The 22265-nt window shown below is 59.5% G+C and carries 24 protein-coding genes and 1 pseudogene; 10 read left to right on the forward strand and 15 right to left on the reverse strand.

Going from position 1 to position 22265, the window contains the following annotated elements; all coding sequences use genetic code 11:
* The first annotated feature begins 76 nt into the window (after window positions 1–76).
* From NKH78_RS29330 to NKH78_RS29340, 3 genes are all read left to right on the forward strand, one after another.
* Entirely contained in the window at window positions 77–529 is a 453-nt protein-coding gene (locus NKH78_RS29330; RefSeq protein ID WP_352503351.1) for a YidB family protein, read from the forward strand.
* 526 nt (window positions 530–1055) lie between these two features.
* Window positions 1056–1352: a hypothetical protein gene (locus NKH78_RS29335; protein WP_352884868.1), complete on the forward strand. Its 297-nt coding sequence runs from the start codon at window positions 1056–1058 to the stop codon at window positions 1350–1352.
* A gap of 624 nt (window positions 1353–1976) precedes the next feature.
* Window positions 1977–2897 carry an ArsR/SmtB family transcription factor gene (locus tag NKH78_RS29340; RefSeq protein ID WP_352884870.1) on the forward strand — a complete coding sequence of 307 codons (921 nt, stop codon included), beginning with the start codon at window positions 1977–1979 and terminating at the stop codon, window positions 2895–2897.
* A gap of 233 nt (window positions 2898–3130) precedes the next feature.
* On the opposite strand, the gene NKH78_RS29345 is transcribed toward NKH78_RS29340, so the two are convergent.
* A complete protein-coding gene (locus tag NKH78_RS29345) occupies window positions 3131–4054 on the reverse strand; it encodes a glycoside hydrolase family protein (RefSeq protein ID WP_352884871.1) in 924 nt (307 codons plus the stop codon).
* Between the two features lie 400 nt (window positions 4055–4454).
* Between NKH78_RS29345 and NKH78_RS29350 the strand changes: the two genes are divergently transcribed.
* Window positions 4455–5627 carry a glycosyltransferase family protein gene (locus tag NKH78_RS29350; protein ID WP_352884872.1) on the forward strand — a complete coding sequence of 391 codons (1173 nt, stop codon included), beginning with the start codon at window positions 4455–4457 and terminating at the stop codon, window positions 5625–5627.
* A gap of 2 nt (window positions 5628–5629) precedes the next feature.
* Complete coding sequence (gene glf, locus NKH78_RS29355) at window positions 5630–6772, forward strand: UDP-galactopyranose mutase (RefSeq protein ID WP_352884873.1); 1143 nt, start codon at window positions 5630–5632, stop codon at window positions 6770–6772.
* Window positions 6773–6911: 139 nt separating this feature from the next.
* Here glf and NKH78_RS29360 read toward each other — a convergent pair whose 3' ends face one another.
* Window positions 6912–8078, reverse strand: coding sequence for a glycoside hydrolase family 1 protein (locus NKH78_RS29360; RefSeq protein ID WP_352884874.1), 1167 nt, complete (start codon window positions 8076–8078; stop codon window positions 6912–6914).
* 206 nt (window positions 8079–8284) lie between these two features.
* Window positions 8285–8809, reverse strand: coding sequence for a YciE/YciF ferroxidase family protein (locus tag NKH78_RS29365; RefSeq protein WP_352884881.1), 525 nt, complete (start codon window positions 8807–8809; stop codon window positions 8285–8287).
* 187 nt (window positions 8810–8996) lie between these two features.
* On the opposite strand from NKH78_RS29365, the gene NKH78_RS29370 reads away from it, so the two are divergent.
* The 3 genes from NKH78_RS29370 to NKH78_RS29380 all read left to right on the forward strand — a co-directional run bounded on the left by NKH78_RS29370 (window position 8997) and on the right by NKH78_RS29380 (window position 10208).
* Window positions 8997–9239 (forward strand): hypothetical protein, encoded by a 243-nt coding sequence (locus tag NKH78_RS29370; protein ID WP_352473700.1) that lies wholly within the window; start codon window positions 8997–8999, stop codon window positions 9237–9239.
* Between the two features lie 298 nt (window positions 9240–9537).
* Entirely contained in the window at window positions 9538–9936 is a 399-nt protein-coding gene (locus NKH78_RS29375; protein WP_352473698.1) for a DUF2231 domain-containing protein, read from the forward strand.
* A gap of 8 nt (window positions 9937–9944) precedes the next feature.
* Window positions 9945–10208: an SDR family NAD(P)-dependent oxidoreductase gene (locus NKH78_RS29380; protein ID WP_352473697.1), complete on the forward strand. Its 264-nt coding sequence runs from the start codon at window positions 9945–9947 to the stop codon at window positions 10206–10208.
* Window positions 10209–11362: 1154 nt separating this feature from the next.
* On the opposite strand, the gene NKH78_RS29385 is transcribed toward NKH78_RS29380, so the two are convergent.
* The 4 genes from NKH78_RS29385 to NKH78_RS29400 form a co-directional block, all read right to left on the reverse strand.
* Window positions 11363–11590 carry a hypothetical protein gene (locus NKH78_RS29385; RefSeq protein WP_352884875.1) on the reverse strand — a complete coding sequence of 76 codons (228 nt, stop codon included), beginning with the start codon at window positions 11588–11590 and terminating at the stop codon, window positions 11363–11365.
* 394 nt (window positions 11591–11984) lie between these two features.
* The gene (locus NKH78_RS29390) at window positions 11985–12368 is read right to left on the reverse strand and encodes a hypothetical protein (RefSeq protein ID WP_352473695.1); all 384 of its coding nucleotides are present in this window, start codon (window positions 12366–12368) and stop codon (window positions 11985–11987) included.
* Window positions 12369–13274: 906 nt separating this feature from the next.
* Window positions 13275–13628 carry a hypothetical protein gene (locus NKH78_RS29395; RefSeq protein WP_023680319.1) on the reverse strand — a complete coding sequence of 118 codons (354 nt, stop codon included), beginning with the start codon at window positions 13626–13628 and terminating at the stop codon, window positions 13275–13277.
* A gap of 320 nt (window positions 13629–13948) precedes the next feature.
* On the reverse strand, window positions 13949–14140 hold the full coding sequence (locus NKH78_RS29400; protein ID WP_023680339.1) for a hypothetical protein: 192 nt from the start codon (window positions 14138–14140) through the stop codon (window positions 13949–13951).
* 143 nt (window positions 14141–14283) lie between these two features.
* On the opposite strand from NKH78_RS29400, the gene NKH78_RS29405 reads away from it, so the two are divergent.
* Window positions 14284–14793 carry a ferritin-like domain-containing protein gene (locus NKH78_RS29405; protein WP_352457928.1) on the forward strand — a complete coding sequence of 170 codons (510 nt, stop codon included), beginning with the start codon at window positions 14284–14286 and terminating at the stop codon, window positions 14791–14793.
* A 431-nt stretch (window positions 14794–15224) separates the two neighbouring features.
* Here NKH78_RS29405 and NKH78_RS29410 read toward each other — a convergent pair whose 3' ends face one another.
* The 7 genes and pseudogenes from NKH78_RS29410 to NKH78_RS29440 all read right to left on the reverse strand — a co-directional run bounded on the left by NKH78_RS29410 (window position 15225) and on the right by NKH78_RS29440 (window position 19773).
* Window positions 15225–15377, reverse strand: coding sequence for a hypothetical protein (locus NKH78_RS29410; protein ID WP_352884876.1), 153 nt, complete (start codon window positions 15375–15377; stop codon window positions 15225–15227).
* Between the two features lie 126 nt (window positions 15378–15503).
* A complete protein-coding gene (locus NKH78_RS29415; RefSeq protein ID WP_352457929.1) occupies window positions 15504–16268 on the reverse strand; it encodes a hypothetical protein in 765 nt (254 codons plus the stop codon).
* Window positions 16265–17149, reverse strand: a complete 885-nt coding sequence (locus tag NKH78_RS29420) for a hypothetical protein (RefSeq protein WP_352884877.1) — start codon at window positions 17147–17149, stop codon at window positions 16265–16267. Before NKH78_RS29420 ends, NKH78_RS29415 begins: the two co-directional genes overlap by 4 nt.
* On the reverse strand, window positions 17146–17541 hold the full coding sequence (locus NKH78_RS29425; RefSeq protein WP_352457931.1) for a phage holin family protein: 396 nt from the start codon (window positions 17539–17541) through the stop codon (window positions 17146–17148). Before NKH78_RS29425 ends, NKH78_RS29420 begins: the two co-directional genes overlap by 4 nt.
* Before the next feature lie 4 nt (window positions 17542–17545).
* On the reverse strand, window positions 17546–17893 hold the full coding sequence (locus tag NKH78_RS29430) for a hypothetical protein (protein ID WP_352457932.1): 348 nt from the start codon (window positions 17891–17893) through the stop codon (window positions 17546–17548).
* Between the two features lie 237 nt (window positions 17894–18130).
* Window positions 18131–18675 (reverse strand): annotated as a pseudogene (locus NKH78_RS32745) (transposase); the annotation flags it as partial.
* A 48-nt stretch (window positions 18676–18723) separates the two neighbouring features.
* A complete protein-coding gene (locus NKH78_RS29440; protein ID WP_352473691.1) occupies window positions 18724–19773 on the reverse strand; it encodes a YihY/virulence factor BrkB family protein in 1050 nt (349 codons plus the stop codon).
* A gap of 237 nt (window positions 19774–20010) precedes the next feature.
* On the opposite strand from NKH78_RS29440, the gene NKH78_RS29445 reads away from it, so the two are divergent.
* On the forward strand, window positions 20011–20868 hold the full coding sequence (locus tag NKH78_RS29445) for an alpha/beta fold hydrolase (protein ID WP_352457935.1): 858 nt from the start codon (window positions 20011–20013) through the stop codon (window positions 20866–20868).
* Between the two features lie 849 nt (window positions 20869–21717).
* Here the strand turns inward: NKH78_RS29445 and NKH78_RS29450 are convergent.
* Window positions 21718–22197 (reverse strand): DUF982 domain-containing protein, encoded by a 480-nt coding sequence (locus NKH78_RS29450; RefSeq protein WP_352457936.1) that lies wholly within the window; start codon window positions 22195–22197, stop codon window positions 21718–21720.
* Window positions 22198–22265: the final 68 nt, after the last annotated feature.

The following is a 22265-nucleotide window of genomic DNA, read 5'->3' on the forward strand; positions in this document are numbered from 1 at the left end:
TCGAGCCCACACGGGTCGTCATCGGCCAAGACTTGGCTTCGATTCGCTCATCGGCCAAAACCGTGGAGGAGATCAAATGGCAAATCTGGGAAGATTGGCGATCGCGATGCTTGGCGTTCTGGCATACCAAAATCGCGACAAGCTCTGTGAATTGATTCCGGGAGCGGGGTATCTTAACCCAAACGACCCGCAACGCAGAATTCTGGCTCAGATAACGAATGGCGTGTCGAGGGCTGACCTTGGTGAGATCCTCGACCGGTTCCGGGAGGTGGGGGCAGGATCGAAGGTCGACTCGTGGGTTGGCAGCGGGCCAAACCAACCGATTGAGCCAAGGGACGTCCAAGCGGCAATGGACGAAGGTACACTCACGTCCATTTCGATGCAGACGGGTCTTTCGCGCGAGGAGCTAATCAGAAGGATTGCGCGGGATCTACCCGAGACAGTCAACGAGATGACGCCGAATGGTGAATGGCCGCCTGAGCCGACACATGGCTTGGATAAGTCGACCCTGCTCGACAATGTATCCTAGGGGACACAGTCAGGAATGCAGCCGGCCAAGGCGAGATCCAGGGTGGCAACTCTACACGGGGGACGCTCCTGCGCGATCGCCTTCATCCGCTCGCGAACCAAGGGTCTGTTTCGAGCGCGCCGAACGCTCAACTGGCCGCCATCCTGAAAATGCGGCACCGCTGCATCGCGGCGCCCTCGCTCGCGTATATCGGTGAGCGGAAGAAGGCGCGTTCCTGGCTGGCCAGAGCGCTGGCGATCGATCCGGACGACTTCGTGACGCAGTACAACGCCGCTTGCATGTATTCCGTGCTCGGGGAAGTGGAGGAAGCGGTGCGGTACCTGGAAAGAGCCGTCGGAGGAAGCGTGAGTCAGAACGTACTGGAACGAATCCGTCACGAAGTCATTTCGACGCCATTCGCGATCACCCGCGGTTCGTGCAGCTTCTTAGTTCACTTGCCTTGTGACGCCACGACGATTCGATCGGGAGTCTTCATCGGTCCGTTCTTGCCGCCGCGCCTGGGCCTTGCACTGGCGGGCTGCCGGCCTTGCCTGCCGCCGGTGGTGTTTTCCCCCACATTTTGCTGCCGCTGCTTGTGCTGCTCACCTGGCCGCTCGCCATGGGCAAGTATTTCGCCCCGGCATCGTCTCTGCAGGGTTTGCTTCGTCGGCAAAGGACATCGCCAGCGGCCTCACAGCTGCGGTCGATCGCGGCCGAATCGGGATTGATGCTGGCCGACGCGCTGGCCGGCGGCCGCTTCACCCTGTTGATGCCTGCCGGCATTATTGCCGGCGCCGGCGACCGGTTGTTCGATGCGAAAGCCGAGGCTCTTAGACTACAATAGGAGATTCCTGGTTCCTTTGTCGATATCATCCCGCAGGCCGGCCACATGGTCCACCACACCGCACCGCTAGCTGTTCTCGCCATGGTGGACAGGGTCGCTGCCGCGGCCAGCATGAAGTAGGCCGGCACTGGCGCGATCCCGAAGAAGTGGAATCGCGATTTTCGGAAAAGATCATGCTCAAAAGCAATAGGTAGAACCCCGTCCCGACTCTATCGGGTGGCGAATCCGATGATTTACTTCACGGCGGCACGCACTTCAGCGAACCGCATCCTGTGCATCCATCCGCGCCGGTTCGGCTAACATCGACGTCGAGGTCCCGTATCTTGGGGATTTGGCCAGGGGAACGGCCCCAATTCCGTGTTCGGCTTCTGCCTCTCTTTGTGGCTGCCAGCATCTAGTCGTCTGCAAATCGAGGCCACGGACTGACAAGCACCCCCGCACTACAAGGAGCTGGCGGTCGGAGAACAAATGTAGACATGTCGCACCATCCTTGCGGGTACGGCTTGCGATGCATACTGACGGTCGAGGGCTTAATGTAACCAAATCAACGGCTCGGCGTTTCGGTCAGCGCCGTTGCAATGAGCGAAGCCATAACCTCTGTCACGAGCATAGACTGGCGATTTCATGAATCGCAATTTTCTGGTGATCGAACCTGAGGAAGGCATTGCCGTGCTCAAGGGGCTTGCCTCCTCGGCGCGGATCTCGATGCTGAAACTGCTGCATGAGAAGGGGCCGATGAATGTCAACGAAATCGCCGCCGTGCTGTCGCTTCCGCAGTCGACCGTCTCGACCAACATCCAGGTGCTGGAGGATGCGGGGCTGATCCGCACCGAGAGAGCGAAGAAAGGCAACCGGAAAATCTGCTATCCGACCGCCGAAAAAGTGCTCGTCGTGTTCAAGAGCGAATATCGTGCGGTCAAGAACGACGCGATCGAAGTGTCGATGCCGATCGGGCTTTACACCGGCTTCGAGGTTACCGCGCCCTGCGGCCTTTGTTCGCCGGACGGCATCATCGGCTTGCTCGATGTACCGAACACTTTCCTCGATCCGGATCGTATGAAAGCCGGGCTGTTGTGGTTCACCCGCGGTTTTGTCGAATACCAGTTTCCCAATAATGCCAAGCTCGCCGATGCCGAGATCACCGAGCTCGAAGTGGCGATAGAGCTGTCTTCGGAAGTGCCGGGCACCAGCGCCGATTGGCCCTCGGACATCACGCTGACGATCAATGGCGTCGATGTCGGCACCTGGACGTCGCCGGGGGATTTCGGCGACAAGCGCGGCGTCTTCACGCCGTCCTGGTGGAAACTCAAGGGTTCGCAATACGGCAAGCTCAAGAACTGGCGAATTGCCAATGACGGCACCTATGTCGACGGCCTCAGGATTTCCGAAACCGGCCTCGCCGCACTCGATCTGAAGAGCCATCATTCAATCCGCGTCCGTATCGGCGTCAAGGACGACGCCAAGCGCCCCGGCGGGATCAACATTTTCGGCAAGGGCTTTGGAAATTACGATCAGGACATTGTGCTCAGGATCAAAACCGCGTGAATCGACTGGCCGCGTTGCTGCGCTCAGTTACAGTTCATTGCTAGGCTAGGCTTGCAGCTGGCACCGCCGTCCATGAGGCGACCGGCTTGCCTGACGTGTATAGATCCCTCGTCGCAAGCTTTGCCCACTGGCTGCGAATCCCCTGCTACCCTCAATCACCAGTACAAAGGGATCCGTCCCACCAACCAACAGCCAGATTATCCTCCGTTCCGGCAAATGCCGGAACTTACCATCTAGGCAACTCTCGAAAGTATATGCCGATCCAGGTCACACTTAGCCAACCCGAACCGCCAGCGATGGTTCGTAGCCTCACGCCTGCTCTGGTAGAACAAGGTCAGTTGCCGGCCGTCGATCATCACCGTCGAATGGCCATTCTCGCCGGGCTCACCAGGGTCGAGAACGGGGCCAACGGAAACGTAGGGACCCTTGACATCATCGGCGATGGCGAAGAAGACGCGCTGCCGGCTGCCGCGCGGACCTTCGGGGAGGAAGCAGGTGGCGTTGAGAAGCACGCGACCGTCCGGCAGTTCGACGATCTGGGCGCCTTCGATCCCCCATTCGTAATCTGGGTGCTCGCGCGCATTGTGATGCGGCACGTCGAGATGATCGAGTATCTTGCCGAGACGTTTCCATGGCCCGAACCAGGAATCGGATTGGCTGCGCGCCAGATAGACATCAGGCTGAGGCACCCTGGTGAATTTGGGCATGCCTGAATAGACGATGTAGCGCTTGCCTCCGATGATTGCGGGGTGGGGATCGTAGATGCCGTCCTCATCGGTGTCGGGCAGCGACAATATCGCCGCATTGAGCACCACCCAATGAAAGCCGTCATTGGACACCGCGTGCTCGCAACGTCCGCCGGACTTCATGAATTCGGTCTGGATAAACATGTGGAAGACGCCGCACTCATGAATGACGCCGGGTGCCGCAACGCCCGATCCGGTAATCGGCAAGACGATCGGCTCGTGCTCTGTCCAGGGTCCATAGAGATCCGGCGCCGTGGCATGGAGTATTTTCCAGCTTTCGGTCGTGACCGTGCCGCTGGAGCCGAAGACGTGCCAGAGCGTGCCGTCGAAGACGGGACAGGGGTCCTTCAGGTCATCCACGGCCTGCGGGTGAAACAACGGAAAGACGTTGGTTTCAAAGTCGATCTTCATTCGCCAACCATTCCTCGATTCCTCGCGGGCTCCATTCAAATGAACCATCTGCGCGACTCAGATGAATCGATTCGCAGGCCTATTTATAGCTCCGCTGATGAACGGTTGTTGAACGATTGAAGGATTTGAACCGCTCTGTGGCAAAGGGCCACATTTGGGGAGCCCGACCTGACGCGATGGGCTTCATCATGTGGATCGAATGGGGGCGGCCGGCTCGCCCCTTCTCTGTCGAGCCGTCGCAAGTGGAGCGGACGGCTGGTCTCGCCCGAGACAGTTTGGAGCTATGGAACAACTTATCGGGATGGAAGTTATATAGAAGGCTGCGAACTTCATGTCAAAGCTGCCTCGATTGACTTTTGTTAGTCGAGGCATTTTGTAACTATATCGAAGGATAATCTACATGGAAATGGCGGCGGGCCGGGCCAAAACACCAAAAAACCCTGTACAACCGTCTATTTTAATTTGCTTTTCACACCTCCGATGGAACTTCGTATATCAGAGACCACAACACATTCTGACCCTGGCGTCAAAACAGCAACAGCTAATTTACTTCGAAGAGCCGATCTTCGATGAGAGGAACCACCCTTCGATGCGGGTGCACAATATTACCCCCAAGATCAGAATAGTGACGCCGCTGATCCCAGTTGGTACTTCCGCGACCAGGGCGGACGCAATCCAGCGCAGGTTCGTCGATCAGATCCTCGCCTCCACGCCGCATGACCGATTGACGACCTGGTATTACACGCCCATGGCGCTACGCTTCAGCGATCATCTCGCCTGTGACGTCTGCGTCTACGACTGCATGGATGAACTCTCCGCGTTCAAAGACGCTCCCGCAGAGTTGACGCAGTTGGAAAAGGCGCTGTTGCAACGTGCCGATGTCGTCTTCACGGGCGGGCAGAGCCTCTACGAGGCCAAGCGCAGCTTGCATCGGGCGATCTTTCCCTTCCCGAGCAGCATCGACGTTACCCATTTCCATCAGGCTAGGGCGCCAGGTGAAGACCCGTTCGATCAGGCCGACATACCTCACCCGAGGGTGGGGTACTTCGGGGTCATCGACGAACGGCTCGACCTTGAACTTATCGCGCATGCGGCTGCGGCAATGCCAGACGTGCATTTTGTCATGCTCGGCCCTGTCGTCAAGATCGATCGGGCGAGCCTTCCCACGGCAGGCAACCTGCATTGGCTGGGCGGCAAGTCCTATGCAGACCTGCCGAACTATCTCAGGCATTGGAGTGCCGGCTGGATGCCGTTCGCGCTCAACGAAGCGACCCGCTACATCAGCCCGACCAAGACTCCCGAGTTTCTTGCGGCAGGGCTGCCGGTGTTGTCCACGGCGATCGTCGACGTTGTGCGTACCTACGGCGTCGAAGGCCTTGTCGAGATTGTCGAGGCGGAGGACATCGAGGCCAAGCTTCGCTCGATCCTGGCCCACCCCCGCGATTTCCTGGTGAAGAAGGCCGACGCCTACCTCGCCGACATGTCCTGGGAGAAGACCTGGAGCGCGATGGCTGCCCACATCGAGCGCGCCCATGCGATGAAGAGCGTCGTCCCATTCCTGAGGAGGGCGTGAGCGTGTTCGACTGGTTGATCGTAGGGGCCGGTTTCGCCGGCAGTGTGCTGGCCGAGCGTATCGCATCGCAACGGCAGGAAAGCGTCCTGATCATAGACCGACGAAATCACGTCGGCGGCAATGCCTATGACTGCTACGACGAGGCGGGAATACTAATTCACCGTTACGGGCCTCACATCTTTCACACCAACGCCCAATCGATCGTCGACTATCTGTCGCAATTCACGCAATGGCGGCCTTACGAACATCGCGTGCTGTCGCTTGTCGATGGAAAGCTGCTGCCGATACCGATTAATCTCGACACCATAAACCGCCTCTACGGCCTTGAATTGACGTCCGAGCAGCTGCAGGACTTCTTCGCTTTCCGACGCGAAACGGTCAAAGAAGTCCGCACCGCCGAGGACGTCGTGGTGAGCACAGTAGGCAGAGAGCTCTACGAGAAATTCTTCCGCGGCTACACGAGGAAGCAGTGGGGTGTCGACCCTTCCCAGTTGAGCAAGTCAGTGACGGCGCGAGTCCCGACCCGGACCGATCGCGACGATCGGTATTTTGGCGACAGCTTCCAGAACATGCCGGCAGGCGGGTATACGCGCATGTTTCAGCGCATGCTGGATAGTCCCAAGATCAAGATCATGCTGCAGACCGACTACCGCGAAATTCGCGACAAGATCGCCTTCCAGCAGATGATCTATACCGGTCCGATCGACGAGTATTTCGACTGGAAGCTTGGTCGCTTGCCCTACCGTTCGCTGCGCTTTGAGCACACGACGCTGGATTGCGAGCAGTTTCAACCGGTCGCCGTCGTCAACTATCCGCAGACGGAAAAATACACACGGATCACCGAGTACAAGCATCTGACCGGTCAGCAGAGTCCGAAGACCAGCCTCACCTACGAATACCCCACCGACGTCGGAGATCCTTATTACCCGGTGCCGCGGGCCGAAAACGAGGCTTTGTACAAACGATACGAAGCTTTGGCCGCGGCGTGCCCGGAGGTCTGGTTCGTCGGACGTCTTGCAACATATCGCTATTACAATATGGATCAGGTGGTCGGCCAGGCATTGGCTACGTTCGGGCGCATTCAGACACGCCTGCCAGCAAACGGGATGCTCGTCACGCCGACGCAGCGCGAGGCGGCCGAGTGAATGATGCGCCGGCCTGACCGGCGTCGGGCGACCCACGGCCAAAGAGACCAACGATGTTTCTCGGCTTCTCGGCGAACAGCTCTAGATATGCTGTGCTGTTGATGCAGCTGAAAAGCGCGCACTGTTCGTATCAGCGAGGCTATAGCGCGCTTGCTTGTTGTTCCTCAAACGCCAAGAACGATTGGCGCTGGCGCTCCAACTCGTCCGCAAGTGGCTTGCGAACAGTGCGCGAGCCGTCCGCATGAATGGTGGAGAACAAGCCGACTTCGGCGTGGCGCGAATTGTCCCAACCTGGGTAGGCCGTCACCGGGTACAGGCATATACCCTGAACAGGTGCACCGAGGCTCGTCGCATCGCGCACTTCGTCGCAAACGTAGTGAAGCCAGGCTGGCCGGCCTGAACCTTCGGCGCCGGTCTCGGCGATGAACATCGGCTTCTTGTATCGTTCGGCGACCTCGACCAGCAATTCCGAAAGTGCACGGTATTCGTGGTGCCCCATCGGTATCGTTGGGCCATTCAAGTACCATTGGTTGTGCGGATAGAAGTTGAGGCCGATGACGTCCACAACGTCCTCGCTGCCGCCCAACTCCGGTTCCACGCGCCCGATCAGCATGTCATACGCCTCGAATTGGCCCTGGCGAGCATTTTCGGCGCGCCGCCGCTCGGGGTGAGTACGGTCACGAGGAGCAATATGGATCAGCGGTTCAGCCCAGATGAACCTGCAGCCGGGTTCGGCCTCCCGCATGGCCCTCACGCCGGCGACCGCTGCCCTGACAAGGTGTCGTTTGAACCATCCACGCTTGTTCGGCCCGACGCGGGGGAAATAGCCGACCTCCACAGCCCATGCAAAAAACGAAATCTCGTTGATCGGGCACACCAGGGGAGCCACCCCGGTAGCGGAGCGATGAACCCGAACAGCTTCCGCGGCGAAACGGACGTAGGCCTTGATAAACCCCGGGCCACTTTGGTCGATATGGTCTGGCGAGCCATAGTGGAAGATATCCCAGATAATCTGCACCCCGGCCGCCTGGGCTGCTTCGATCGCCGACGTCCAACTCGACCAGTCGAAGACTCCGGGCGCTGTTTCAATCAGGTGCCAGCGCAAGCCGTCGCGGATCGTGCGAAGCCCAAGCTCGGCACAACGGCGATAGTCGGCATGTGCATGGATGTCATGTGAGGTCGCGCGGATCAGATCAAGACGGGCCCCGTCGGCGCGCCTGTGGGAGGAACACTCGAAACCAGCCATGAAAAAGCTGTCGAACCCGGAAGAGCCTGCCGTGGGCCGACGAGCGGTATCCTCGTTCATACCAACATCCTGTCGCCCAAGGCGTGGGCAAGTAATCGCATTCGCAGTCCCCCATTGTCAGTTCCGGTGGGCTAGTTGAAACCGGTCGGCCACCACCACGTCGACGGCTCGGCGGCTGCGGTGTACACGTGTGCCTGGATTGGCGAATACAACCAAGCTCCAATCCAGTCTGCCGGGGGCCGCGGTCGCGTCGATTCGATCCGAAGTTATGCGGCCTGTTGCATCGCCCGTTCGTTGACGCCTGTTTCGCCTAGTCGGGTGAGCGCCTCATCGGTTGCTTTTTCTTCCTTGAGCGTCTGTTCGAGTAGCGGGACGGCGTCTTTCAAGCCAAGTAACCCGGCCCATGTGACAAGAGTCCCGTAGCGCGCTATTTCATAATGTTCGACGGACTGGGCTGCAGCCACGAGACCCGCGTCCAATGCCGGAGCCTCCTCGAATTCCTCCAAAATCTCCTGTCCTTCTTCGATGATGCCGTCGATCGCCGGGCACGTTTTCCCTTGGGCTCTCTTGCCAAAGGCGTCGAAAACTTGCTGCAGGCGCTCGATCTGCCCTTCCGTCTCGTCACGATGTTTTTCGAACGCCGCTTTCAACTCTTCGGACTCCGCGCCCTTTGCCATTTTCCGGAGCGCCGTCAGAATTTTTTGTTCGGCGTAGTAGATGTCTTTCAGACCATCATAGAAAAGGTCTTCCAAGCCCTTGGAGCTGCCCTGAGAGCTTTTTTTCGTCGCCATTGTCATCTCCTCTTTCATTTCTATCGACGCATGCATGGCTCTAACTGGACCAGTCTCTTGTTGTTCCTTCGGCGACGGCACACCGGCAGCCAACAGCGAGCGACGGTCGGGTTGACCGCTGATTTCAGTCCGCCGCGCCAGCAGCGGCTTGAGCATCTCGGCTGCGCTCCATTGCGGAAGTTCCGGAATGAGGATCGTCTGCCTGAAGGGTTTCCGCTGTCATCGAGTCCTTGCGGCCGCATTTTTCGCAACGGACCTTTGCCCGCACCTGATCAAGGTTCCCGATCTCTTCTCGGAGTTCGAGAGGGTTGGAGAAGCGCTTAAGGCGTTGGCGTCCCGGATCATTGCAAATTACATGGCCGGACTAGTGGACGAGGAAGAACTACTGTCGGCTTCCCGGCAGGCGCTTGGACGGCAAGTGCAGACCTGAGCGAATCCCCTGGCTAGAATTGGTCCGGAACCGTACAATAGCAAATCGTCAGCAATACAACATGGCCGCTGACGCTTGGGAGCGACTGTCGCACTCTTGGCCCAATACGAGGCATTGGTGTAATGGCGGAAGAACAAGGGCGGCTCGGCCCGAAATCTGAAATCGTCAGCGAGCTCGCGCGAGAGTCAGGCGTATCCGAACACCACATACGCGAGATAATGTCGCTGGTCGGCTTCGATCGCGGCTCAATCCTGAGGGAAGCTCGTCTCCTCAAAAAGAACAAGTAGGGCCGGCGGTTTTGCACGGCGTCGGCGGCATCTGGTCCACCGGAAATGCATTCTGGGCCGAAGCATCCTTCTGGTTGCTCGGCTTTGTCCTGTTGATGAGCGCTGCCGCGGCGCTGGCCGGCTTTACCGATTTTCTTGGAAATTCAAGGGTGCGGTCCATCAATGCAGCGAGGCACCATATGGTCGGCAATGTCGTGGCCATGGTGCTGGCGCTGGCCAGCTTCATGCTGCGCCTAAGCGCCGGTGCCGCCGAGGGCGCCTTGCCCTGGGGCCTGGCGCTATCAACGATTGTCGTTCTGCTGCTCGTCTACACCGGCTGGAAAGGCGGAACGCTTGTCTACGAACACAGGGTAGGCCTCCATCCCGAAGAGGGTGAGGATCTCAACTCCCGCCCGGAATTATCCCGATAGGTTGACGAATGGCCGAACTGCGGGGAGCCGTCGTCGTGGTCGCCGGCGCCTCGAGCGGCATCGGCAGAGCGACTGCTCTGGGTTTGGCGCGCAAAGGCGCACGGCTAGTGCTGGTCTCAAGAAACGCGGACGCACTCGACAAGGTCGCCAAGGAGTGCGCCGGCTTGGGCGGTGAGGCGCTGACCTTTGCCACCGACATGGCGGACGATGCGGCCGGTGGAGAATGCGCAGCTTTGCCGTGTCGCGTTTCGGCAGGATCGACGTGTGGGTGAATTGCGCCGCAGTCCTGCTTTTCGGCCGCTTCGAGGAAATCCCGCCGCATGTGTGATCAGGACGTTTCTGGTGGATGGCGCCGGTACTGAACAAAGCTTGTGACCAGTCGGATGCGGTGAGTGGAAGAGCCCGCCGGCTTCCCCAGCCCCCTTGGGGTGCAACCTGTAGTGAATGGACTGGAAGACAATCTTGCCGTCCTGAATGACGGAACTGTCGGCGCCCTCAATGGCGTCGGACCTGGACGAAGTTGCCGACCAGATCAGCAGTGCATAGGGGCCGCGGACCTGTTTTGCGATGTAGTTGAACTCACCTTGAGGCAGCTGCTCGCGCAGGCGTTTGGACGACAGGCGGACGGCATCATGGCCTCTAAATTCGAATTCGCGGTCAAGAGGACCACGTCCACAGCATAGTTGCGCCTAAGATCCTCCTCGATGTCGCCAGCGGCGCGAAGCCTCAGATGGTCTTCGAAAACCCCCTCTGCGGCCGAGCACGTCATGTCTCCTTTGCAGTACCGGAAAGGCCGTGGACAGCCGTCTCGTCCTTCGCGATGCTGAACGGATGCGACCGCGGTTTGTTCCTGAGGCCAACATGCGCTGGAGCCGGATTGCCTTGTACCCCCGATCACAAACGAATGAGAACATTCAATCGGGGTCCTCATGGCTTCCGCCATCGACATTCTGGCATGCTGACCAGCGACGAGGTCGGCAATTGTCCAGGACTAGAGCGGCCGGCCAGGTGCGCTTGCAGCGGTGCCGGGGGGACCTCACGCTCCAAGGCCGTCCTGGCCTTCGCCAGCGACAACCACAAGGCCTGCAAAAAAGCTTCATCTGCTTGCGGTGTTAATCCGACCTCCTTGCAATGTTCAACGATCCTGTCCTGAATCGACACTGCGGTTTCATACCGTTGGACAACCCTTGCCAGAACGTCCTGACAGGTGCCAATCGCCACCTCCCGAATGTGGTCAGCGACGGGAGAGAGGGCAGCACGGGTGACATCATGAGCAACGGGGCGTCCCGATCAGTCGGATGTATTCCGCCTCGGGCTGCCCATAAGAACGATCCGCCAACGCGCGTCTATAGCAATAGCTTCAGCCTTCAATTGAACAAGCAATCGTGCGGGGACTGGTCCTCACCCATGACCAGGGCTGATCCGGTCATACCGTCAAAGCCAATAATGCCAACCTCGGCCCCGACCTCAGCCCGAAGCTTCGCCACCATTGACCCGAGACCGCTCTCGAAGAAATCGAGGTGTCAATCGGGACCGAGGCCTGCTCCAGGTGCGTGGTCAGTCCCAAGTGACGGCCTTCGAGGTGAGGCTGCAGCAATGTCAGATCCGGCGCGCTCAGGCGCCGCAACAGTTCGTTCTTGAACGAGGTTTCCATCTGCGCTGTCTCCCGATCGGGGCGGAAGCGCGATGGTCGCTCACAGCTGACGACGCCCTAACAATTGTCGACAGTCAGGGGAAAGTATACCTAAAAGGGCCGGGAGTCTCAAAAAGCTACTATGCTGACCAGAGAAGCTCGTCACTTTGGCGATCATCAAGATGCTGCTAACAAGCAGTGTCCACCTCTACTGGTCGAAGGTTGCCTTCGCAATCTGGTGTGCGTCTTTTTTCGAAGCATACGGCCCCAAACTGATTCATCCTGTGGGGAAGCCAAGCGGTATCGACGCTGCCTGAAAACTTACGCGCAAGCGCTCCACACTTTCGGGCGGCGCTTTGTCGATCGCCCAGAGTAGCCAAGCACCCCTTCTTTATCCCATAGTATTCGTCTTCGCCTATTGCTCCGGAACGGCAGAGGTTTGCGGACGATTTCGTGCTGCTTCGGCAATTTCCGGGATGTATTTCGTCGCGGTGCAGCTTCGGTTCACATTGGCGCGTGCGTCGAATACCTCTTTCTCGCAGACCCGCTTGGCGAGCTCGATAGGCACATGAACTGCCAGAGGCACTTCCACCTCGGAGATTCCAAGCTCCCGTGCGATCTGCTGTTTCACTTCGTGCCTGCCAAGCGAAACGTCGACGCCGACATCCTCGGCATCTTCGGTTGTCGATGATGCGCCTTGCCCCGGAAGATCTTGCTGCTCGGTCTGAGCAAATGACTGCACGGCAAAGAGTTGCAACGCGAACACGGCGAGCGGCAAAATTCGTTGGAATACTCTCATGCCTGGCTCCTGCAGGTGCCTTTAACAACGGCAAAGTGTTTGAAGCGTTCCAGAGGCGGGGATGCGCGCGCTTAGCGGCAGTCGAGGCGGGTTTTTTCTGTTGGCGTGGAATACGATATGGCGACCATGGTTGGGTGCCGACAGCCGACTGTGCTGGCACATCGGAGTGTAGGAAGTTGCCTACCGAGAAAGAAAGACAAGCCAGGAGACGAGCGCGCCTCGGATGCTGCACGAGGATTGACCGACATTGAGCCTGCGGCACGAGACGCAAAGACCGCGGCTTCGGGAGCAGCGCCTGAAGGCCGCACTTGCTGTGACGTCGGCCCGCGGCATCTAGGCTCTGCAGCTCTCTAGGCTCAGAACGTCGTGCACCCAAGTTAGATCCTGCTGCAGCAGTCAGGACTACCCCAGAACGAATATGGCCAGCAGGGCAACAAAGAGAACAAGGGCGATCGCGGCGCCCCAGATGAGGACCTTTCCGGTGCCGCGTTGCTCTTCCTCGCGAGAAACGTCTTTCGCCATTCCATGCATCCTTTGCGAAGGTCCAAACTGAGCAACGTGCCGTGCCAGGCTGTTCCCAACGCTCTCGGAGCCAACTTGGTGTCAGTCCAACTGCCGGTTGCCGTAGGGCTTCTTCGCTCCAGCGCTATCGGCAATACAGCGCGGCTCTCCTCTGAGCGCGACCGCAGCTCCCTTCAGGCAAGATGCGCGAGCAGACGGATATCTATCTGACCGAAAGCAAAAGAAACCACGCGTGCCCCACTGAAAGCACAAGCAAGCGCAAAGGTTCCTGAACTGATGCTCGGCTGGCGGGAACTTGCTCGCCAGCCGAGTTGAGTTCAGGCGGTGGTCGGGGGAGATCAGCCAGCCACACGCTGGTGATTCCAACCTGAGCCGATGTGCCAATCAGCAACCTTCGTCGGTCTTTTTCACCTGGCCCGGCGCGGCGGTGTTGGCTGCCGTGTCCTGCTGACCAGGCGCCGCCTGCTGAGCGCTGCCAGTCTGCTGGCCGGGCGCGCAGTCCCTGGCCGAGTTCGGATTCGTGGTGCCGCTGGTGGTCGTCGTGTCGGTGCCTTGATCGCCGGACATGTTGGTCCCGCTGCTCGTCGTGCCGGTGCCCTGATCCGTCGTGCTGGGCATGGTCGTCGTGGTCGAGGTTCCGCTCGTCGAGGTTCCGCTCGAAGTTCCGCTGGTCGTCTGGGCAAAGGAAAGCCCGGCCGACACCGCCAGCACGGCCGAAGCCAAAAGGATGCGTTTCATCTTCTTTCTCCTGTCTGAATGCGCGGGATGCGCCTGGCAAATTGAACAGGCAGACAGAAGGAGTGTTCCCCGATGACGTTCAACTTTTGTAACTCTGGTCGTAGGTCAGCCTTAGGATGGCCGGCGTATATTAGAACCTCATGACGGCGGCTCGAGTCGAAAAGCAATCAACGAGCGGAGAGGCCGTCGCGTTCCTTGTGACTGCGGTGGCGCGGTGAGGCACAAGGCTCAATGCGGAGCGCCAGCGGCCGCGATCAGCGCCTCGTCGAGAATCCACTTCAGCTTCGCCGAGCGCTGGTAGCTTCATCTGCTTGCCGTTCTTACTTGCCGGGAACGACATGCAGCGGTCGCAGTATGCCATGCGGGACCTTCAATATGTCGCCGTATGTCGCCGCGTCGGATGGCCAGGAAGCGGCCAGTGCCAGTTGGACTTTGTGATGGAGCGGCGCAGCGGCGAGCGTCCACGGGCCGTTTTCCTTGCGCCGATCTTCCGCGATCTTGGCCTTTTCCACGCATCGCTGCAGGATTTTTCGCGAGGTGAATTGAGACCCGCCACGACGCTGATCTCTGCGACGGTCAAGGCCCGTTCGGCGGGCTCTACTCCGGAACAATGTCCTCTTCTGAAAGTTTCCTTAGATCGCAAAGGAGATTCGAGATGTCAGAAAGCCGCGAATGGTTTGTCCAATGGCTTAGAGATGCCCATGCCATGGAAGAGCAGGCCGAAACGATGTTGAACGGGCAGTTGGGTCGCATCGAGAACTATCCCGAGCTGAGCGACCGGATCCGACAGCACCTCGACGAGACGAAGCAGCAGGCTGCCCGGCTGAAGACTTGTCTCGATCAGATGGACGAGGGTTCATCCACGATGAAGGACGCTGGCGGTAAGCTGACGGCGATGGCGCAATCGCTGAGCGGCGTCTTCGCTGGAGACGAGGTGATGAAAGGATCGCTCGCGAGCTACACGTTCGAGCACATGGAAATCGCCTCCTACACGATCCTGATTGCCGCTGCTCGATCGCTCGGCGAAACGGAGGCTCTTCGGGTTTGCGAAGAGAATCTGCGAGAGGAAGTCGCGATGGCGGATTGGCTGAAAACCCGTCTTCCCTCGACGACCGAGCAGTTCCTTGCGCGGGCCGAAGCGGACAGCGACAGCGCCAAGCGGTGATCGGGTAGGAACGTAGTGACCGTGAACTGGGTGATCGGGATTCGTCCGCTAGCGCGTCCCCTTCGTGAAGGCTGGACGACGAACACGCCTGGCTGTAGCAGGCGGTTGTCGAGCTGCGCATTTCGAGAAATTGCAACGACGAGCGATGCTAATATTGCGGCGTCGTCACTTAGAGAGTTGAAGCGTTCGTCTGCGCAAGCCTGGTCGAATACGCATTGGCACCAGCCAAGATCGGAAGGGCTAGCGCAGCGCTCGGCGAGATCAAGCTTGAGGGGGCGTGTTAAAACGTTCGAAACGAGGTCGCGATAGCGGAATGCCCGAGAACACTCGTCCCTGATCACTGAGCAGTGCGTGCGCGGGCACCGGCAGCGCCAAGCCGGATCGAAGAAAGTTCGTCCTGACAGCGGACAGAGCGCGCCGTTGCGCTCACGTTATGGGGTCGGCAGCACTTGCACGGTTCGGGGTGAATTCCGCTTCAGCCGGTCGCTGGCGGTTTCGCTGAAGGCCGTGACCGACCGGCCGACGATCATCATGCTCGAAGGGGTTGACCGCTTTTCGATCTTCTCCGCCGTGCGCATCGTCATCGCGCCGTCCGTGGTTCCAGAATATGCAATCCGATGGCTGAACTCGTCGGGACTCGATAAATGTGAGCGCGGCATCATACTTTGCCTTCAGGACGACTGTTTCTCTGCAATGACCTCTGTCTACGCTCATCCAGTTCGGTCGGTGTCCATCCGGTCATTCAGACGTCGTTGATAGGCAAAGCCGACAGCCGCGGCGACTGCCAAACCCGCCGCCGCCAGAAGGAGTTTGTCCTCGGTATGCTCATTGCCCGATGCGTCTTGAACAGCTAACGAAGCTTCATCGAAGGGTGCGGATGCTTTTGCGACAGTCTCGCCCTGGTGCGGCCCAACGCCGCTATGGCGGATACCCGCAGCCAGACGTTCTGTCTTCTCTTTAACAGTTTCCTTGGCCACGCCGGTCAACTCGGCAGCTTCGCGTTTTATTTTGCCAGCCGTTTCAAGAGCGAAATCACTGACGCTTTCCGCCAAATCGCTAGATTGCTCCTTCAGGCGCTCCTTGGCGTACGATAGGTGATCAATCTGCTGCTCGCCGGGTGGCCGGGCTGAATTGGTCCGCAATAAGCTGATCAATCCCGCTCCGACGAGTGCGGTTGCGATCGGCGGATGGCGGAGGAAACGCCACCCCAAACCGGCCCCTATCGCCAAAGCAGCGCTCGGATTGGCAGCCGCCTTGGCCTTGAGATCGTCAATAATCGCCTGCGCCACCGATTGCATTGAGGATCTTGCTTTCTCCACCAGCGCATCCTTTGTCTCAAGCGCTTCGTGTTTCAAATCATCGGTAAACTCGGACAGCATGTTTGGCGACCGAAGTGTCGACAAGTCGTCGGCGAGCTTAGCCCGGGCAGCCTCAACTTCGTATTCAAGATGCTCAAGTTGCGGATCCGCCATCATAAATCTCTCTTGCCACCGGGGCGGGCAGGTTTGCTCGACCGAGCGTTGCCCGCCCGCTGCGATTTGGCCGTTATTCCTTCCGAAGGGGTGGCGCTGCCCGGGTGCAGCTTGGCGGCCGGACTGGATGGACCGCTAGATCCACGTGGGCTTGGCGAAGACGGCTGCACGGATTCACTTGATTGCTGTTCTGATAAGGCGCTTCCAAAGGTGCCCGCAACGTCCTTTGCGACCTCCTTGAGGCCGTCCGAATTCAGCCCATGTTCCTCGGCGGCGCTTTTGAGCCGTTCGCCCGCCTTTGCTGTCGAGGACTTCAAGCGTTCCCCAGCTTTTTCAGCAGCATCCGTCAATCGCTCTCCTGCTGGGCCGAGCGTGCGCCTCTCGAGATCGCTGGCCGGCAAAGCAGCAGCTATAGCGGCACCAGCTGCGAAGCCGGCCAGAACAAAAGCCAATGGCTGTTCTTCCACCATGCGGCCAATCGTGTCTTGCAACGTTGATTGGGCTTGCTGCACCACGCGCCCTGACTTCTCGGATACGGAGCGACCGGCCTGTTCTGCGTATGACGCGGCGGATGATGCGTACTGACTTGCGGTTTCACTCACCTTCTCCCCAATGCCGGCTAAATTGTCGCGCATGGCCTCTGCTGTCTCGCTAGCCTCTTCCTGCGCTTTGGACGCCCCGCCGCTGGCGGTGCGTACGTGCGGAGCATTTTGGCGCCCGTCGGTTGCACGGGATTGCTCGCGATGCCCGGCACTTGAACTGCGGCTGCGCATTAGCAGCGCGCACCCTGCTGCGACGAGCAGAAGGCCTTCGGGATTGTTCCTAGCGGAGCTGAGAAGCCATTCTTTCGTTCCAAAATCCTGGACCTGTGAATTGCGGCTCATGTTAATTGCTCCTTGGTTGTCGCAATATCCTGCTTTATTTGGCTTATGGAGTGTGTCGGCAGAAGTTCTTTTTGCGCATCAGCGCGGCCCCGATAGTAGGCGAAAGCAGCGGCGAGGGCCGTTGCGGCCGCGACGATCAGACACGACCAGTGCAGGGCCATCCCTAAGCTGGCTATTCCAAGTACGAGGGCTTGCACTAGAAGCAGAGCGGCGACCACTCCCAGCACGCCAGCAGCAGACATCCACACACCTGCTTGGAGCTTCGTTGAGACGTTGGCGGACAGCTCCGCATGCGCCAGGCGCAACTCTTTTTGAAAGAGGTCCGCGACGTCCGCCAACACTGCCGACAGTGCTTGAGGGAGAGGCGAATTCTTCAGTTGTTCCTGTGCCATCAGATCAGTTCGCTCCCTGCCGCCTTCCCTTGTTGGACTCTGGTGCGGGAGGCGCGCTCTTCAGTGTGCGGAACGTCAAAAAGCCCGCTACGGCGGCCAGCCCAAACACCAAACCCGGCTTGCGCCTCGCCAAATCGGACGCTGCAAGAACCAGCTGATCGACGGACCTGTCTCGCAGGTCGTCTGCGTATCCATCAAGCCTATTCGCGAAGGTGCGCACGACCCCAGCGACTATCGGTGCGTTTGCGTCGAGGTCCTCGGCCGCACGCTTGGTCGAACTCGCCAGTTGGCCCATCACCTCGGCGCCGCTGCCGACCTGACGGTCCAACATCTCCTTCACCTGATTGGTCACGGTGGACGCGCCACCAACGGCCGCCCGTTTGGCGGTTTCCGCTGCCCCTTGCGCTATGTCGGACGCTTTGGATAACGTGCCGCTTACGGTCGCTCCTATGTCTTCCGAGGTACCGTCACCAGCTCTTACCGCAGTCGGGGGACGCCGTTCAGAATTCCGGTTGTTCATGGTTTCCTCCATTCGAGGAGCAAACGGAGGTAAGGCCCGTTGGTTCCCAATGAGTGACTATCTGGGGTGTCAAGTTGCGTTTGCGAACTCGTGGCGCGCATCGCGTGCTTTTGCATTGGGAATGATGGGTAGCTTGCGGGCGGGCGCAATGCGAATAGTCATCTTTTCCTTTCCTGTCTGAAGGCGCGGGGGGATCATATCTGGCGACGGTGAGCGCGATGAGGAAGAGGCTGGAGCGCGGACCTTTACGGCCGCCGCGCACCGGTCTTCGACCGCTGCGTCTGCCGCTGTCATTGGCGATCGGCGCCAAGCCCACGAGTTTGGCGATGGCCTTATTGGAAAGGTGTCAATCTCGGACAACTCGGCCATCAGGAGTACGCGGGGCCCTTGACCGAACCGAAGGCCTGATCGAGACAGGCCCACAGCGGATCGTCGTCGAGTAGCGAGGCGATCTCGCCCTTCAAGTCGGCGGCTCTGACGCTTGAGCAGAACAATGAACCTCGTCGAGGCTGGCGAGGTTTCGGCATCGGCGACGATGCTTTTGCGTTGCTTCTGGATGGTGAGACGCCAGTCACCTGGGCAAGCCGGGCGACCAGCGCCTTGAGCCGTTGCTCACGCTCGGCTGCAGCCGCTTGACGATGGCGTGCAAATTGATCTGCGCGCTACGCGTTGCGCTCGTCCAAACGCGACTGCTGGTCGGCGGCATCGGCCGGTCCGCCCAGTGTGTCGGCGACCGTGGCACCTCGCGCACCCATCGGCTGCTGCGCACCTGTGGTGGTGTCCATCGCTGTCTGATGCTCCATCTCGGAATTCAGCTCCGCACCTACAACCAGGATAATCACAGAAATCCAAGTCCACATCATCAAGCCGATGACTGCCCCAAGAGCTCCATACGTGGCGTTGTAGTTGGCGAAGTTTTCAAGATAATAGGAGAAGCCTATCGAGACTGCGATCCAGACCACAGCGGCGAGGAAGGCGCCCCATGTCGCCCATTGCCACTTTGCCCTTTCCCGGCTGGGTCCGTAGCGGTAAATCAGCGTGATCCCGACGCCCACCATGATCAGCATCATCGGCCACCGAAAGATCCGCACAAGGGCTTCGGTCCAGCCGCCGAGGTTCAGCAGCACAAGCATGGCCGGCACAATCCCCACCGAGATGATAAAGCCGATACCAATGAGGATGGCGCCAAGTGTGAAGCCCAAGGCCAGGAGATTCAGGTGGATGAAGCCGCGCTTTTCACTCTCCTCGTAGGCGATGTTCATGGCTTCGAATAGCGTCTTTATGCCGTTACTGGCGCTCCACAGTGCGACGGCAAGGCCGAAGATGAAGCCGAAGCTGAGCGCGCCAGCCTTCTGAGCGGCCAAGGACGCAAGCTGAGATCTGATAATATCCAGACCTCCCGAAGGCAGTACGCCGCCTAGGAACGCAATGTGCTCAGCGATGGTCTGAGGGTCGGCGACGAAACCATAGATGGACACGAACGCGGCAAGCGCTGGAAAGAGGGCAAGAAGCAGATAGAATGCAGCCCCCGCCGCGATCAGCATAACACGGTCCTCGGTTACCTCAGCAAAGACCCGCCACAGCACGTCCTTCCAGCCGCGGCTGGGAATCTCTGACGGCCATTCGGCATTGCGTCCGCGGCTCTCCCGTTCGGCCCGCCGCTCAAGTTGCACTTGACCTTCGTAAGCGTCCTCGGTTGGTTTCTTCGACATGGCCGCCGGTCCGGAGCATCTTCTTCGCGGGGCAAACGTATAATAGCGCCAAAGGATGCAGGTGCAGACCTGCGCTTACAAATAAACATCCGCCGGCTGCAGCAACACCTGCGCCATCCCCACTTGGCCCTTCGGCTCCCATGCCCATCGGCTGAGCGTGCATGTTGTCGGGACGACGCAGCCTGATCTAAATCCTCATTGCGCTGGATCACTTTAACGACACCCACGTTACCAGCCATGATCTCACTCGCGCCTGAACATCAGTTCGTCAACGCCGGAAGTATTCGGCTTCATGTCGTTCAGGCCGGGCCTGCCGAGGGTAAGCCGGTCATGCTCCTGCACGGCTTCCCGGACTTCTGGATCGGCTGGAGACGGCAGATCGGTACGCTCGCTTCCGCCGGATATCGGGTCATCGTTCCCGACCAGAGGGGCTACAACACCAGTGACAAGCCAGAGGGCATCCGCGAGTACACCCTCCCCAAGCTCCTCGGCGATGTCGTCGCCCTGGCCGACGCGCTCGGCATCGGAAGGTTTCACCTCGCCGGCCATGACTGGGGCGGCATCGTCGCTTGGGCCGCCGGGGCAAAGTTGCCTCATCGCCTGGACAAGCTCGTCATCCTGAATGCGCCCCATCCCGAGGTGCTGTTTACCCATGCCCTGCGATCTCCGACGCAGTTTCTGCGGAGCAGCTACGCGGTTTTCTTCCAGAGCCCCTTGCTGCCCGAAGCCGTTTTGGGTGCGCGCCGCTCGGCCTTGCTCGCACGAGCACTCAGGACATCCAGCCGGGAAGGCGCCTTCGAAGAAGAGGAGATTGCAGAATATCGGCAGGCTTGGGAGCGGCCGGGGGCGCTGACCAGCATGCTCAACTGGTATCGCGCCTTGCGCTTTCGCCCGAGCCTGAAGGAGCGGATCACGACGCCTACTCTTGTTATGTGGGGGATGCAGGACCAGGCTCTGGAATCCGGGCTGGCCAAGCGCAGTCTCGCCCTTTGCGACGATGGCCGCCTGCAGACTTTCGAGGAGGGGACGCATTGGGTTCAACGCGAAGAGAGCAACGCGGTGAATGCGGCGCTTCTGGCGTTCCTGGAGGGCTGAGGAACTCAAAAATGGATAGAAACTGGGGGCAGCGTCAGATGGAGCCGGAGGAGGCCTGCAGGGCATTCCTGGCTGCTGCAAAAGAGGAGGGGACATTACAACTAGCTAAGTTGGATTGCGGTATAAGGTTCTATTATCTCCGACCAACACCGCGCTTTGCGGAGCCCGCCGCCAGCAAGGAGAGGCGACGGACCCCCGCCACAGCGGCTGCACATCCGAAGAACGACCGCTGCAACCTCTAAACCCGCGAGGGGCCTACATCGTTCCCCTATCCGCGCCTACAGCTGGGTTGGTCAACGGGCTCTTCCCGCCTAAGTTCCCCCTCATGGCACTCCACTGGTTATCCCCTCCGGTCTACGTCAGGGCCAACCGACCTGGGCTCACCTACGGGGTGAGCCACGTCAAGGGAGCCGCCGAGGAACATGAAGTGGCCGAAGAGGGGACCGAAGTGGAAGCTGGCGATCCAGTCCTGCGCCGACGCATTTTAGGGGCGGCTGACCCCGGTGGAGGTCCGTCAGGCCTTCGAGGCTGCTGCCAAAGAGGCCAAGACGTTCCTTCCTGCTGATTAGCCATCGAGAACGATGCAGAGTGCCCCTCTTTGCGAATGCCGACGCCGGCACAGTCCCGGTTATCTTCGGTTCTCGTGCCGACCTGGCTGAACCATCTGACGGCCACCACCAGATTAGTTGCCACCGCCGCGACTTGGGTCCTGGCTGTCCCGGACGAAGCCAGGGCCTTCTCACGTCCAGGCTAATAGCCCGTTTGAGGCGTTTCGGCTGCCGCGGGAGAAGGCAGTATTTCGGGCTTCAAGTGGGGCGGCTCTTCAGTGTTAGCGAGGCCGGCATGACCTCACATCAGATCTTCAACCATCCGCGCAATTTTCCCCAGACCTGCGGTGGTCCCTCTTGTTCTAAGGAGTCCCTGTTCAGCCGCCGCCGCCTTGAAGGCCTCGAGCGCAGCTTGCTGGCTGCAATGCCCGGCGAGGGACTCCTCGACCATTCGGATCGCGTTGAGCCGCCCCGGCTTTCCCATTCTAGGCCATGGTTGCTGAAGCACCTTCATTGCGTCGGCTATGGACGCGACCACCGTCAGGTTGCGATTGAGGCAGATTGTAATTGGACTGAAGGCCCGCATTCTTGTCGCTCCCCACGATTGAACGCAGCTAAACGCGAAGACAAGGGCAGTTGTTGCATGAATGTGGATTACCGCGAATTCAAAGAACCGCTGGCCGATGCGATTGAGGCTGAGCAGGCTCTCCTTGGGCCCGGCTCTTTGCCTCGCCGGACCATCCTTCTCGTCGAACAACAGGACCCGACCGGCAAAAAGCATCTGTGCACCGTCCGACGCCGCGAACTATTTTTCGAGCTCGTCACGCCGCTTGCCCGACGGCTTCTCAA

Origin of the sequence: Mesorhizobium sp. M0910 (genome assembly GCF_040319465.1) — a bacterium.
GTDB lineage: Bacteria > Pseudomonadota > Alphaproteobacteria > Rhizobiales > Rhizobiaceae > Mesorhizobium.